The sequence below is a fragment of the Bradyrhizobium daqingense genome (assembly GCF_021044685.1).
GTDB classification, from domain to species: Bacteria; Pseudomonadota; Alphaproteobacteria; order Rhizobiales; family Xanthobacteraceae; genus Bradyrhizobium; species Bradyrhizobium daqingense.
In genome coordinates this window covers 588,562-602,978 of record NZ_CP088014.1, presented here as the reverse complement: position 1 = coordinate 602,978, position 14,417 = coordinate 588,562, and the positions used below count along the sequence as shown (strand labels likewise).

At 63.6% G+C, this 14,417-nt stretch carries 11 protein-coding genes; 7 read left to right on the top strand and 4 right to left on the bottom strand.

Annotation, left to right across the window (positions count from 1 at the left end; translation table 11 throughout):
• Positions 1-16 precede the first annotated feature (16 nt).
• Entirely contained in the window at positions 17-1,234 is a 1,218-nt protein-coding gene (locus LPJ38_RS02740) for an acyl-CoA dehydrogenase family protein (RefSeq protein WP_145638468.1), read from the bottom strand.
• A 359-nt stretch (positions 1,235-1,593) separates the two neighbouring features.
• Here LPJ38_RS02740 and LPJ38_RS02735 point away from each other — a divergent pair, with 359 nt between their 5' ends.
• The 3 genes from LPJ38_RS02735 to mtnA all read left to right on the top strand — a co-directional run bounded on the left by LPJ38_RS02735 (position 1,594) and on the right by mtnA (position 4,137).
• Positions 1,594-1,866 carry a phosphopantetheine-binding protein gene (locus LPJ38_RS02735; protein ID WP_145638470.1) on the top strand — a complete coding sequence of 91 codons (273 nt, stop codon included), beginning with the start codon at positions 1,594-1,596 and terminating at the stop codon, positions 1,864-1,866.
• Positions 1,867-2,136: 270 nt separating this feature from the next.
• Positions 2,137-3,012, top strand: a complete 876-nt coding sequence (locus LPJ38_RS02730; protein ID WP_145638472.1) for an S-methyl-5'-thioadenosine phosphorylase — start codon at positions 2,137-2,139, stop codon at positions 3,010-3,012.
• A gap of 18 nt (positions 3,013-3,030) precedes the next feature.
• Complete coding sequence (mtnA, locus tag LPJ38_RS02725) at positions 3,031-4,137, top strand: S-methyl-5-thioribose-1-phosphate isomerase (protein ID WP_145638474.1); 1,107 nt, start codon at positions 3,031-3,033, stop codon at positions 4,135-4,137.
• A 124-nt stretch (positions 4,138-4,261) separates the two neighbouring features.
• Here the strand turns inward: mtnA and LPJ38_RS02720 are convergent, their stop codons facing one another.
• Positions 4,262-4,897 (bottom strand): HAD-IA family hydrolase, encoded by a 636-nt coding sequence (locus tag LPJ38_RS02720; protein WP_167520605.1) that lies wholly within the window; start codon positions 4,895-4,897, stop codon positions 4,262-4,264.
• A gap of 122 nt (positions 4,898-5,019) precedes the next feature.
• Here LPJ38_RS02720 and LPJ38_RS02715 point away from each other — a divergent pair, with 122 nt between their 5' ends.
• Together LPJ38_RS02715 and LPJ38_RS02710 are read left to right on the top strand one after the other, a co-directional pair.
• A complete protein-coding gene (locus LPJ38_RS02715) occupies positions 5,020-5,778 on the top strand; it encodes a S1 family peptidase (RefSeq protein ID WP_145638477.1) in 759 nt (252 codons plus the stop codon).
• Positions 5,779-5,902: 124 nt separating this feature from the next.
• The gene (locus LPJ38_RS02710) at positions 5,903-7,405 is read left to right on the top strand and encodes a flavin-containing monooxygenase (RefSeq protein ID WP_145638479.1); all 1,503 of its coding nucleotides are present in this window, start codon (positions 5,903-5,905) and stop codon (positions 7,403-7,405) included.
• 227 nt (positions 7,406-7,632) lie between these two features.
• Here LPJ38_RS02710 and LPJ38_RS02705 read toward each other — a convergent pair whose 3' ends face one another.
• The gene (locus tag LPJ38_RS02705) at positions 7,633-8,559 is read right to left on the bottom strand and encodes a response regulator (RefSeq protein WP_167520606.1); all 927 of its coding nucleotides are present in this window, start codon (positions 8,557-8,559) and stop codon (positions 7,633-7,635) included.
• On the bottom strand, positions 8,543-11,914 hold the full coding sequence (locus tag LPJ38_RS02700) for a hybrid sensor histidine kinase/response regulator (RefSeq protein WP_145638481.1): 3,372 nt from the start codon (positions 11,912-11,914) through the stop codon (positions 8,543-8,545). Before LPJ38_RS02700 ends, LPJ38_RS02705 begins: the two co-directional genes overlap by 17 nt.
• Positions 11,915-12,083: 169 nt before the next feature.
• Between LPJ38_RS02700 and urtA the strand changes: the two genes are divergently transcribed.
• Together urtA and urtB are read left to right on the top strand one after the other, a co-directional pair.
• A complete protein-coding gene (gene urtA / locus LPJ38_RS02695; protein WP_145638483.1) occupies positions 12,084-13,343 on the top strand; it encodes an urea ABC transporter substrate-binding protein in 1,260 nt (419 codons plus the stop codon).
• Positions 13,344-13,487: 144 nt separating this feature from the next.
• Positions 13,488-14,414 (top strand): urea ABC transporter permease subunit UrtB, encoded by a 927-nt coding sequence (gene urtB, locus LPJ38_RS02690; protein ID WP_145638485.1) that lies wholly within the window; start codon positions 13,488-13,490, stop codon positions 14,412-14,414.
• The last annotated feature ends 3 nt before the right edge of the window (positions 14,415-14,417 follow it).

Sequence of the window (14,417 nt, the reverse complement as noted above, 5' to 3'; positions counted from 1 at the left end):
TCGGTCGGCAAGCACGTCAGTCGTGAAGGCTCGATGGCACGCCGCTCATCAAGGTCGATGTCGCGGCGTTGGCAAGTATGCGATCGTTGTTGATCATGATCGGCGACGACAGCACGTCGCGCAGGTGACGGCCCATGGTGAACTCGCCGTCGTTGCGGTAGCCGGAAAGGCCCGCCGTGCGCATCGCATGCATCACGGTTTCGACCGCGAGCTCGGACGCCTGCACCTTCAACAGCGTGATCGAGGACTGGAAGTCGAGCGAGCTCAGCGCGCGCTCGTCATGCTCGGCGCCGGCGAACGCGTCGATGTTGGCGGCAATCAGCGCGCGCAGCTTGGCCAGCGACATTTTCGCGGCCGTGAAGTGCGCCGCAGCCGGCGGCATCTGGCCTCCGGAAGAGCGCGCAGCCTTGCGGATGAAGGCCTGCGCGCGGGTCACGGCCGCAGCGGCAATGCCGGCCCAGGCCGACGACCAGCACAGATGTGCGAACGGCGTCATGGTCTGGGCATGGATCTTGTCGTAGGATTCCGGGAAGACACGGTCGGCGGGGCAGTCGACCTTCAGCTCGAAGCCGGTCGAGCAGGTGCCGCGCATGCCGAGCGTTTCCCAGCCCAGCGTCCGCTTCAGCGAGTAATCGTCCTTGGCGAGCGCCAGCAGCACCTGGTCGGAGGCCGCCGCATCGGTGGCGCGGCGGGCGATGGTGACGAGGCCGTCGGCTTCGGCACCGTAGGAGATCACGGTGGCGTCGCGGACCAGCGAGACGGTGTCGCCGGCGTGGTCGACGGCGGCCGCGCTGGCGCGGATGTTGCCGCCGTTCTGGCCTTCGGTCGTGGAGGAGGCGAGCAGCCACTGGTCGCGGGCGATCCGGCGCATCATGGTTTCCATCCAGGGGATGCCGTGGCCGTGCCTGACCACGCAGGCAACCTTGGTCTGGTGCATCGCGTAGATCATCGCGGTCGAAGCGCAGGCGCGCCCAAGCGTGTAGCAGATATCGGTGACGTCGTAGATCGAGGCTCCGAAACCGCCGAACTCGACCGGAATCATGACGCCGAGCAGTTTTTGCTCGCGCGCCACGTCGAAGGCCTTGTGGGGGAAGCGGGCGTCGCGATCGACCCCGTCGGCGTCGGCCGCCGCCGCTGCGGCGGTCCGGGCGGCGCGCTCGATCAGGGAGGGGCCCTGCTCGAGGAAGCTCGTCTGCATTTCGTCGACAGTGAGGACTGCTTCACGCACGTTCATGCTCGTCCGCCTCCGGTTTGCCGTTCGAGATCGCCGGCACCATTCGCGATGCCGCTTGAAGCGATCTTCCGACCATCTTTGCTTGTGAGACGAGGCTACGGATTTAATTCAAATTCGTCGATGAAATAGAGGGTAAACAAAGCCCAATTCCGAACGAACAGTTAAGGTCCGGTTGTTTGCATCTCCGGAATTTCCCAGGTCGCGTTAGGGATCTGGAAGAGGGCAGAATTTTAGTCAACCTGAGTCATCGTTTACTAAGGAAAGCGAAGTAATCCTCGCGCCCATTGCGGGATTGGCTGGCCGTGCTCATCGTAGCCGGCAGTCCGGTCCGACCTCGATAGACAGATGGGAATTTGCCGATGCAGGCCTTCGATACCGATTTGCGCAATCGCATCATCAAGCTGGTGAAAAGCATCCTCGAACAGAACTCGCTCAGCGTTAACATCACGCCGCAGGCGAAGCTGGTCGATGTCGGCCTGACCTCGATGGACATGGTCAATCTGATGCTCGGCGTCGAAGCCGAGTTCGACTTCACCATCCCGCAATCCGAGATCACGCCGGAGAACTTCCAGTCGGTCGAGACGCTGGAACGCATGGTCGCGACCCAGCTGCAGCCGGCGAACGCCGCTTAAACGAGGGCGCGCGGCTCCTTCCACCGTGTCGCCCTGCGAACGCAGGGACCCATACCGCGGAATCTATCGACCTGACGGTCGCACTACCGACGACGAGTCTTCGCCCAACCACGGCCTGTGGTTATGGGTCCCTGCCTTCGCAGGGACGACACTGGAGGGTGGGCCCCGCACTCCTCACACCACCGGCATCGCCCCCGTCCCCGTTCCAAATCCGTCGCAAAGCTGGCATAGCTTAACCATGTCGCAGGTAGCTGACAGGGTGGAATAGATATGACGCAGGCGGTATTGGGCATCATCGGCGGTTCCGGCATCTATGATCTGCCGGGGCTCGAGGGTGCGCACGAAGAGGCGATCAAGAGCCCGTGGGGCGAGCCGTCGGCACCGGTGCGGCGCGGCACCATGGCGGGCCTGCCGATCGTGTTTCTGCCGCGGCATGACAAAGGCCATCGGCTATCCCCCTCCGATATCAATTATCGCGCCAATATCGACGTGCTGAAGCGGGCCGGTGTCACCAGCCTGATCTCGCTGTCGGCCTGCGGTTCCTTCAAGGAAGAACTGTCGCCCGGAACCTTCGTCCTGGTCGACCAGTTCGTCGATCGCACCCACAAGCGTGAAAGCTCGTTCTTCGGCAGGGGCTGCGTCGCGCATGTGTCGATGGCGCATCCGGTCTCGCCGCGGCTGCGCATCCACCTGGCCGCGGCCGCCGAGGCCGAAGGCATCGCGATCGCGCGGTCCGGGACGTATGTCTGCATGGAGGGGCCGCAATTCTCGACCTACGCGGAGAGCATGACCTACAAGACGCTGGGCTATTCCGTGATCGGCATGACCAACATGCCCGAGGCCAAGCTCGCGCGCGAAGCGGAGATTTGCTATGCCACCGTCGCGATGGTGACGGATTTCGATTGCTGGCATCCCGACCACGACGCGGTCACCGTGCAGGACATCATCCGCGTGCTGACCTCGAACGCCGACAAGGCAAAGGCGCTGGTGGCGCGGCTGGCCAAGGATTTTCCGCGCGAGCACGAGCCGTGTCCGATCGGTTCGGACCGTGCGCTCGACACCGCGCTGATCACGGCGCCCGAGGCGCGCGATCCGGAGCTTCTGAAGAAGCTCGATGCGGTGGCAGGACGCATCCTGCGCGGCTGAAGGGAAAGGCAGAATTCCATGAAGGTCGACGGCAAGCATTTCCGCAGCATCTGGCGCGAGCGCGACGGCTGGTCGGTCGGCGCGATCGACCAGCGCAGGCTGCCGCACGAATTCGTCGTTGCGAAGCTGACGTCCTGCGAGGACGCGGCGGTTGCCATTCGCGATATGCTGGTGCGCGGCGCGCCGCTGATCGGCGCCACTGCCGCTTACGGCATGGCGCTCGCAATGCGCGAGGATGCCTCGGACGCCGGCCTGAAGCGCGCCTATGAGACGCTGGTCGTGGCGCGGCCGACCGCGATCAATCTGAAATGGGCGCTGGACGAAATGCGCGCGACACTCGCGCCGATCGATCCGGCCGAACGGGCGGAGGCGGCGTATGCGCGCGCCGACGAGATCGCCGAGCAGGACGTCGAGATCAATCGGGGCATCGCCGACAATGGTCTGAAGCTGATCGAGGCGGTCGCGGCGAAGAAGCCGGGCGAGACGGTCAACGTCCTCACCCATTGCAACGCCGGCTGGCTTGCGACGGTGGACTGGGGCACGGCGACGGCGCCGATCTATCTCGCGCATGAGCGCGGGATCAAGATCCATGTCTGGGTCGACGAGACCCGCCCGCGCAACCAGGGCGCCTCGCTCACCGCCTGGGAGCTCGGCCATCATGGCGTGCCGCACACGGTGATCCCGGACAATACCGGCGGCCACCTGATGCAGCACGGCATGGTCGATCTCGCCATCGTCGGCACCGACCGCGTCGCCGCCAATGGCGACGTCTGCAACAAGATCGGCACCTATTTGAAAGCGCTCGCCGCGCACGACAACGGTGTGCCGTTCTACGTCGCGCTGCCTTCGCCGACGATCGATTTTGCCGTTCACGACGGTATCCGCGATATCCCGATCGAGCAGCGCAGCGGCACGGAGGTCACCGACATGACCGGCCGCACCGCCGACGGCCGGCTGGAGACGGTGCGCATCGTGCCGGAGAACTCGCCGGTTGCGAATTATGCGTTCGACGTCACGCCGGCGCGGCTCGTCACCGGCCTCATCACCGAGCGCGGCGTGCTGAAGCCCGACCGTGCCGCGTTGGTGGCGGCATTTCCGGAGCGGATTGCAACTGCGGCGGAGTAGCGTGGCGGCCTACTAGGTGAGATGTCTCTGCGCGTCATTGCGAGCGTAGCGAAGCAATCCAGTATCCTTCCGCGGAAAGACTCTGGATTGCTTCGTCGCTTCGCTCCTCGCAACGACGACTTCACTATCCCAGCTTCAACCCTGTCGCCTTCTCGAGATCCGCGATCGCCTGGGCGCCGCTCGTCACCTTGATCGTGGTCATGCCCATCTCGCGCGCGGGCTTGAGGTTGACGCCGAGATCGTCGAGATAGACGCATCTGGCAGGATCGACCTTCAGCGTCTCGACCATCAGCCGGTAGATGCGGGGATCGGGCTTGCGCAGGCCGATCTTGGCGGATTCGATGACATGGTCGAACAGCACCATCACCTCCGCGACATAGAGTGAGCGTCCGGTCATGCTGCCAATGGCATTGGCCGGAAGGTTGTTGGTGATGCAGCCGGTCTTGAACTGCGCCTTGATGCGCTTCAGCGCCTCGACCATCTCGGGGCGCAGATCGCCCTGCAGCAGTGGCAGCACGTCGCGGCCGCGCACCTCCGCGCCGAGCGCGCGTGATTCTTCGGCGAACAAAAGATCGAACGTATCGATATCCACCTCGGCCCGTTCGAACTTGGCCCAGGCATTCTCCAGATGGTTGGCGGCGTTGGTGCGCCGGATGATGTCGGCGGGCAGGCCGCGCTCGGTCTCGAACCGCGTGAACGCCTCGAATGGCGAGCTCGTCAATACGCCGCCAAAATCAAAGATCACAGCTTCGATCGTCAAGGACCCGACCCCGTCATTTCCGTGCCAAGAGTGCTGACAAGACGGCTAGCACGCGCTATCGGCAAGGGCCAGCCCGAAGCAAACTCCGCCCTCGACCGACCCGACCGCCAAGGCGCAATCTCATGAAGACAATCGCGACGTTCATCACGGCCGTTCTGCTGCTCGCCACGCCGGCTCACGCCATCGTCGGCGGCGGCACGCCGCAGGCCGACGGTGTCGTACGCGCCGTCGTCACCATCGTCGGATCGCGCGGTAATTTCTGCACCGGCAGTCTTATCGCGCCGAAACTCGTGCTCACCGTCGCGCACTGCGTGCAGCCTGGTGCAGACTACAAGGTCGTCGATCGCGGCAACGACGGCCAGCCGCAATTGCTGAACGTCCGCACCGTCGCGATCCATCCGAACTTCAACATGCAGGCGATGCAGGCGCATCGGGCCACCGCCGACGTGGCGCTGCTGCAACTGGAAATTCCACCGAAGGGAAAATCCACGGTGACGGTCGGCACACCGACGATTCCAATCCGGGTCGGCAGCCGCTTCACCATCGCAGGCATTGGCGTCACCACGAGCGGCGATGGCAAGAGCGGCGGGATCACACGTGTCGCTGCGCTGGTTGCTACCGGCCAGCCGGGCACGCTCCAGATCCGACTGGTCGATCCCGTAACCAACGGTGTTCGCGGCGGAATTGGCGCTTGCACTGGCGATTCCGGCGGTCCCGTGTTCGAGGACAGGCCGAGCGGTGCCTTGCTCGTCGGTCTCGTCAGCTGGTCCACGGGGCCGAACGGCGCTGCCGGCTGCGGTGGGTTGACCGGCGTCACGCCACTCACGCTCTACCGCGACTGGATTCTGCAGACCGCGCGGAGCTGGGGTGCGGCGCTGTGATTTGACGTCGACCTGATCTATGTCATTTTGAATGGGAAGCGCGGCGGGCCACAGTGTCCGTCGCGGAGGAAACGCGCCGTCCGACCAAGGCCGGCCACAAGAACAAGCAAGGCAACAAGCAACGATGAATGTCGCCGTTCGCGGTCACACCGCCACCAAGCAAGCTTCCGAACATTTCGACGTGCTGATCGTCGGTGCCGGCATTTCCGGCATCGGCAGCGCCTACCACATCAACAAGCAGCTGCCGGGCACGAGCTACGTCATCCTGGAAACGCAGGCGACGTTCGGCGGCACCTGGAGTACGCATCGCTATCCGGGCATCCGCTCGGACAGCGACCTCCACACCTTCGGCTACAGCTTCAAGCCCTGGGTCGGGCCGCCGATCGCCACTGCCGAGGAGATCCTCTCCTACATGAAAGAGGTGATCGACGACAACGATATCGCCCGCCACATCCGCTACAAGCACAGGATCAACTCCGCGAGCTGGTCGAGCGAGCAGAATCTCTGGACCATCGAGGCGGTGACGACCGACACCGGCGAGCCCAGGTCCTTCACCGCGAATTTCCTCTGGATGTGCCAAGGCTATTATCGCCATTCGGAAGGCTACACGCCGCAATGGAAGGGCATGGAGCGGTTCAAGGGCCGCATCGTTCATCCGCAGACATGGCCTGACGATATCGATCTCGGGAACAGGAAGGTGGTCGTGATCGGCTCGGGCGCGACCGCGGCGACGCTGGTGCCGAACATTGCGGACAAGTGTGCGCATGTCACCATGCTCCAGCGCTCTCCGACCTATTTCCGGCTCGGCCGCAATGCCATCGAGATCGCGGAGGAGCTGCGCAGGCTTCAGGTCGACGAAGCCTGGATTCACGAGATCGTCCGGCGCAAGATCCTGTTCGAGCAGGATGCATTCACCAAGCTGTGCATGAGCAAGCCGGAGCAGGTGAAGAAAGAGCTGATCGGTCAGATCAGCGCGATCCTCGGGCCCGACTACGACGTCGAGACGCATTTCACGCCAACATACCGGCCGTGGCGGCAGCGCATCGCCTTCGTGCCCGATGCCGATCTGTTCAAGGGAATTGCCAGCGGCAAGGCCTCGGTCGTCACCGGCGAGATCGAGTGCTTCGTCGAGAACGGCATCCAGCTCAAATCCGGCAAGCTGCTGGAGGCCGATGTCATCGTTACCGCGACCGGCTTCAACCTCGCCACACTCGGCGACATCGCCTTCGAGATCGACGGCAAGCCGCTCGCCTTCGGCGACACCGTCACCTATCGCGGCATGATGTTCACGGGCGTGCCAAACATGGTCTGGGTGTTCGGCTATTTCCGCGCGAGCTGGACGCTGCGCGTCGATCTCGTCGCCGATTTCGTCTGCCGGCTGCTCGGCCACATGAAGGCCAAGGGCGCGAAGAAGGTCGAGGTGAGCCTGCGTCCCGAAGACCACAACATGCCGATCCTGCCCTGGATCGATCCGGAAAACTTCAACCCCGGCTATATGATGCGCAACATGGATCTGTTGCCCAAGCGCGGCGACAAGCCGGAATGGCAGCACAGCCAGGATTACTGGACCGAGAAGGACGATATCCCGAAGACGGACCTGGATGACAAGGCGTTTGTGTATGGCTGAGCCAACTCTTGTGTAAGGGGGCGATCGCCTCACATTCCGCCGTCGTCCCGGGGCGCGAAGTGAACCCGGGACCCATAACCACAGGGAGAGGTTATTGGGCGAACGGGTCGCTCCGAGTCTTGTCCAAACATCGCCCTGTGGTTTTGGGGCCCGGATCTGCGCTTCGCTTGTCCGGGACGACACTGTTTATTGGGTGAGCCGCGTTCCAACTCATTCACGCGACTGATTCACGAATTCCTTCGCGTCGCATTCGCGGCGATCGCTGCCGCCGCGGTGCGGTTCTCCACACCGAGCTTGGCGTAGATCTGCTCCAGGTGCTTGTCGACCGTGCGCGGGCTCAATCCCAGGATCTGCGCGATGTCGCGGTTGGTCTTGCCCTTGCTGAGCCAGGCCAGCACCTCGCCTTCCCGGCTGGTGAGGCCGAGCTCGGTGGCGAATTCGGGCGGCGGCGCGGTGCCGGCCTCCTTGGACAGCCGCAGCAGGAACTCGTTCGGCGCGGTTTCGCCCATGTAATGGAAGCGGAGCTGCGGATTGTCGGCCAGTGAAGCAGCTTGAGATTTCGAGCTGCCCTTGGCTTTGGCCTGATCCAGCCATTGCAGCAGCGAGGGCGGCAGCACGAAGTCGTCGGCCTGCGGGCCGTGGTGATCCGCCAGCAGCCTTTGCGCCTGCGGCGTCGCCCAGAGCAAGCCGCCCTGCCGGTTGACCGCAAACAGGAAGCGGCCGGAGACGTCGAGCGCGGCACGCGCGCTCTGGGTCAGGCGGGCATTGCCGAGATGGACGCGGATGCGCGCCAGCATCTCCTCGATCACGATCGGCTTCGTCACGTAGTCGACGCCGCCCGCCTCCAGCCCGCGAACGATATGCTCGGTCTCGGCAAGACCCGTCATGAAGATCACGGGCACATTGGCAAGGCCCGCATCGCGCTTGAGCCGGCGGCAGGTCTCGAAGCCGTCGATGCCGGGCATCACGGCATCGAGCAGCACGATGTCGGGCGTGATCTGGTCGACGATGCGCATCGCGGCGGCGCCGTCGAGCGCGACCATCACCGTCATCCCGGCGCCGTCGAGCGCGTCGGTGAGCAGCCGCAGCGTTTCGGGAGAGTCGTCGACGACGAGCGCGACGTCGCGCTTCTTGGGCTCAATGCTCATGCGCATGCAACGTCTTCAATGTGGTCATGTACTGATCGAGATCGAAGCGATCGACCAGAAAACGCATCTGCGCGACGAAGTCGGCATGTTCAGGATGCTCGCTGCCGATCTCGTCTAGCTTCAGCTGGATACCCCTGACATAGCCGATCTGGCCGAGCCCGATCAGCGCCTCGATATGTCGCACCGGCGGTCTCGATCCGCTCTCCGGCCGCCAGAATGGCACGACGATCTCGTCCGAGCCGTATTGCCATTCGATCCTGAGGAGCTGCCGGACCGTCTCCAGGAGCCGGGGAATGTCGATCGGCTTCATCAGATAGCCGTCATGGAACGGCTGGGCCAAAGGCGTGCCATGCGCCTCCAGCGCACTCGCCGACACCATCAGGATACGCGCTGCGTGATGGCCGCTCGCACGCAAGGCTTCCGCCACGGCCCAGCCATCCATGGCCGGCATCGAGATGTCGAGCAGGAACAGGTCGGGCCGGCAATGCTGCGCCAGCGCGAGGCATCCGGGCCCATCGGGAGCACTGAGCAGGATGAATCCGAGCGGCGCCAACACTTCGCGCAGGAGGTCGCGATGAACGGGATCGTCGTCGGTGATGAGGATGGTCTTGCGCGCACCATGATAGCCCGAGACCGGTGCCTCCACCGGCGCGATGCGCTGGGGATTGGTGACCTCCGACAGAAGGATCTTGACCTTGAACGTGGAGCCGGCGCCGACCGTGCTCATGACTTTGATGTCGCCGCCCATGACGCCGGCGAGCAGCCGGCTGATGGTAAGGCCCAGCCCTGTCCCAGTCTGCGGCTGCGAGACGCCGAGCGCGCCGCGCTCGAAGGGCGCGAAGATGCGCTCGAGATCGTCGCTCTGGATGCCCGGACCGGTGTCGATCACCTCGAATTCGGCGACTGGGCTGCGATAGTGAACCACGAACTGCACGCTGCCGGCCTGGGTGAACTTGATTGCGTTGGAGAGCAGGTTGATCAGCACCTGGCGGAGCCGCTTCTCGTCGGCGTAAACCACGAGGGGTAGCGCGGCCGGCCGTCTGAACACGAAGTCGATGCCTTTGGCCGCCGCCTGAAGGCGGAACATGCCGACGAGTTGGTCGAGAAACTCGCTGAGGCGCACCTCGTCGCGCGACAGATACAGCCGTCCCGCTTCGATCTTGGAGATGTCGAGTATGCCGTCGATCAGGCCGGAGAGGTGGTCGGCGCTGCGTCGGACGACGCGGACCTGGTCGCGCGGCTTGGTGGCCAACGTCGAATCCTGCTCCAGCAGCTGAGCATAACCGCTGATGGCGTTCAGCGGCGAGCGCAGCTCGTGGCTCAGGCCGACGACGTAGCGGCTCTTGGCGAGGTTGGCGGATTCGGCCACTTCCTTGGCGCGCTGGAGCTCGGCGTCGGTGCGCTTATGCGCGTCGATTTCCTGGATCAGCAGCGTCGTCTGCCGTTTGGTTTCTTCTTCCGCGGCACGGCGGCTCTGCTGCGCCAGCACGAACAGCCAGGCCACCACGCCAATGATGATGCTGAGCGAGAAGAACACCTTCCAGAGCACGTCAGAGACGAGAACGTTGTCGCCATGGACGCTCGCCGAGGTCTGGAGATAGATCAGTCCAAGCACCAGCGCGACGAGACCCGCGGAGATCACGAACACGCCGACGTAATGGCCGAACTGCGAGTTGATCCGCTGGTAGATCGGCTGCGGCAGGATCCTGCCGAGCGCCTCGGAGAACTGCACCTGGGCGCGCGCATGCGGCTTGCAGAGATCGTGGCAGCGGGCATCGAGCGAGCAGCACAGCGAGCAGATCGGGCCGGCATAGGCCGGGCAGGACGTGGTATCTTCCGGCTCGAAGCTGTGCTCGCAGATACAGCACTGGATCGCCTCGATATTGGCCCAGCTCTTCTTGGGTTTACGCGCGATGTAATATTTGCCGCCGGTAAGCCAGGCGATGACAGGCGCGGTGACGAAGGCGACGGTCAGCGCGACGAAGGCGGCCAGCGCCTTCATGGTCGGGCCGAACAGGCCATAGAATGCCGCGATCGAGACGATGGTGGCGATCGTCATGGCGCCGACGCCGACCGGGTTGATGTCGTAGAGATGGGCGCGCTTGAACTCCATCTGCGGCGGGCGCAGGCCGAGCGGCTTGTTGACGACGAGGTCGGCCACCAGCGCGCCGACCCAAGCGATCGCGACGTTTGAGTAGAGCGCCAGCGTCTGCTCCAGCGCCTTGTAGACGCCGATCTCCATCAGCAGCAGCGCCACCAGCACGTTGAACACCAACCACACCACGCGGCCGGGATGGCTGTGGGTCAATCGCGAGAAGAAATTCGACCAGGCAATCGAGCCGGCATAGGCATTGGTGACGTTGATCTTGATCTGCGACAGGATCACGAACGCCCCGGTGAGCGCCAGCGCCATGTCCGGCTGCGACAGCACATAGCGGAACGCTTCGAGATACATGTGCGCGGGCTCGGCCGCCAGCTCGTCGGAGAGGCCGTGGCTCAGGGCAAAGAAGGCGAGAAACGAGCCCAGCAGCAATTTCAGCGCGCCGAAGATGATCCAGCCCGGCCCTGCGATCAGCAGGGCGATCCACCACGAGGTTCGCGACGTGCGGCGGTCGCGCGGCAGGAATCGGAGGAAGTCGACCTGCTCGCCGATCTGCGCCACCAGCGAAAACACCACGGACGAGGCGACGCCGAACAGCAAAAGGTCGAAATGCCCGTTCACGTCGCCGTGCTCGCCGGCGAATTTGCGCCATTCCCCGAATGAGTAGGGATTGGCCCAGGCAATCGCGGCAAAGGGCAGGATATGCAGGACGACCCAGATCGGCTGCGTCCAGAGCTGGAAGCGGCTGATCAGGGTGATGCCGTAGGTGACGAGCGGGATGATCGCGACCGCGCTGATGAGGTAGCCGATCGGGCGGGGAATGCCGAAGCACATTTCGAGCGCGGTGGCCAGGATCACCGCTTCGATGGCGAAGAAGATGAAGGTGAAAGAGGCGTAGATCAGCGAGGTGACGGTTGAGCCGATGTAGCCGAACCCGGCCCCGCGTGTGAGAAGGTCGATGTCGATACCGCATTTGGCTGCGTAATAGGCAATCGGCACGCCGCAGAAGAAGATGATGATGGAGACGGCAAGGATCGCGGCACAGGCGTTGGTGACGCCGTAATTGAGCGTGATGGTGCCGCCGATCGCTTCCAGTGCCAGAAAGGAGATCGCGCCGAGCGCGGTGTTGGCGACGCGGGCGGCAGACCAACGGCGCGCGCTCTTCGCCGTGAAGCGCAGCGCGTAGTCTTCCAGCGTCTGGTTGGCAACCCATTGGTTGTACTGGCGCCTGACGCGGTCTATTCGCTGCCGCCCTGCCACGCTTTACCCCACTCCCGATACGGACCCGGAGCCCCTCGCAAATTCCGTACCAAAAGCCTACGTCGGCATTTTGCGGTGCAGTATACGCGATCTTGCGTATGCTTGAGCTGCACAAATTCGAGCCATCCTCACGGCACCAACGCGTGTCTCGAACAAAAGTGGGGTGCTCATGTCAGACGAAGCAAACAAGGGGTTGTTGTCGCCGTTCAGGCGTAAACTGTTGATGGGAATGGCGGCCGTGCCTGCCATCACGATGCTGCCGAAGGCATCGTTTGCGCAGGCGCCCGCGACCTCGGCCGTCAATACCACGGGCCTGGCCGTCACCGACACCGAGGTCACGGTCGGCATCCTGCATTCGGCGACCGGCACCATGGCGATCTCCGAAACCGGCTCGATCCAGGCCGAAAAGCTCGCGATCGAGCAGATCAACGCGGCCGGCGGCGTGCTCGGCCGCAAGATCAAGTTCATCCAGGAGGACGGCGCATCGGACTGGCCGACCTTCGCCGAGAAGGCGAAGAAGCTGCTCGTCAACGACAAGGTCGCGGCGATCATGGGCTGCTGGACCTCGGCCTCGCGCAAGGCGGTGCTGCCGGTGGTCGAGCAGTATAACGGCATGCTCTACTACCCGACCTTCTATGAGGGCCTCGAGCAATCCAAAAACGTGATCTACACCGGCCAGGAAGCGACCCAGCAGATCCTCGCCGGCCTGAACTGGATCGCCAAGGAGAAGGGCGCCAAGTCGTTTTTCTTCATCGGCTCCGACTACATCTGGCCGCGCACCTCCAACAAGATCGCGCGCAAGCACGTCGAAAACGTGCTCAAGGGCAAGGTCGTCGGCGAGGAGTATTATGCACTCGGCTCGACGCAGTTCAACTCGGTCATCAACAAGATCAAGCTGACCAAGCCGGACGTGATCTTCACCGACGTCGTCGGCGGCTCCAACGTCGCATTCTACAAGCAGCTCAAGGCTGCCGGCATCGATCTCTCCAAGCAGGCGCTGCTCACGATCTCGGTGACCGAGGACGAGATCGACGGCATCGGAGGCGAGAACATCGCAGGCGCCTATGCCTGCATGAAATACTTCCAGTCGCTCGACAACGCCAACAACAAGGCCTTCGCCTCGGCTTTCAAGAAGATGTGGGGCGAGAAGACCGTGATCGGAGACGTCACCCAGGCTGCCTATCTCGGCCCGTGGCTGTGGAAGCTGACGGTCGAGAAGGCCGGGTCCTTCGACGTCGACAAGATCGCCACGGCCTCTACAGGTGTCGAGTTCAAGGGCGCGCCGGAAGGCTATGTGCGCATCCATGAGAATCATCATCTCTGGTCGAAGACCCGCGTCGGCCGCGCCAAGCTCGATGGCCAGTTCGAGCTGATCTACGAGACCGCCGATCTCGTCGAGCCGGATCCGTTCCCCAAGGGCTACCAGTAAGAAGCCTTACCAGTAGTCGCGGCGCCCGTCGCACTTTCCCTCAAGGCAAAACCGCTCCCTGGCGTGGATCGCAAGTCCATGCCTCAAGCTCCCGCGTCGCGAACCTGCTCGCGACGCGGGACCCTTTACCGACGGAGGACATGGATGTTCGGCGACTATTCGATTGGCGACCTCGGCTCGATCTTCGTCATGCAGGGGTTTGCCGGACTGATCCTGTTCTCCGTCTATGTCCTGATGGCACTCGGCCTCGCCATCATCTTCGGCCAGATGGGCGTCATCAACATGGCCCATGGCGAGTTCATGATCCTCGGGGCCTACGTCACCTGGATGACCTCCAATTTCTTCCAGGCCTATTTGCCGAGCCTGTTCAGCGGCTACTTCTTCCTTGCAATGATATTGGCCTTCCTCGCATCCGGCGCGCTGGGCATGCTGGTGGAATGGGGGCTGATACGGCACCTCTACAAGCGCCCGCTCGATACGCTGCTCGCGACCTGGGGCCTCAGCCTGATGCTGCAGCAGGCCTATCGCTCGGTGTTCGGCGCGCGCGAGGTCGGCGTCGAGCTGCCGCAATGGATGCTGGGTTCGCTCCACGTCACCGAGAGCATCGAGGTGCCGATCAACGGCGTCTTCGTGATGTGTCTCACCGTGCTGATCACCATTTCCGTCGCCTATGTTCTCTACATGTCGCGCTGGGGCCGCCAGGTGCGCGCGGTCGTGCAGAACCGCATCATGGCCGGCGCGGTCGGCATCAACACCGAGAAGGTGGATCGCTACACGTTCGGCCTTGGTTGCGGCATCGCCGGTGTCGCCGGCAGCGCCTTCACCATGATCGGCTCGACCGGGCCGACGTCGGGCCAGCTCTACATCGTCGACACCTTCCTCGTCGTCGTGTTCGGCGGCGCCGCCAGCCTGCTCGGCACCATCGCCTCCGCCTTCTCGATCTCGCAGACGCAATCGACGCTCGAATTCTTCATGTCGGGCTCGATGGCCAAGGTGCTCACGCTGCTCGCCGTCGTCGGCATCCTGATGCTGCGGCCGCAGGGTCTCTTCGCCCTCAAGGTCCGCAAATAACGA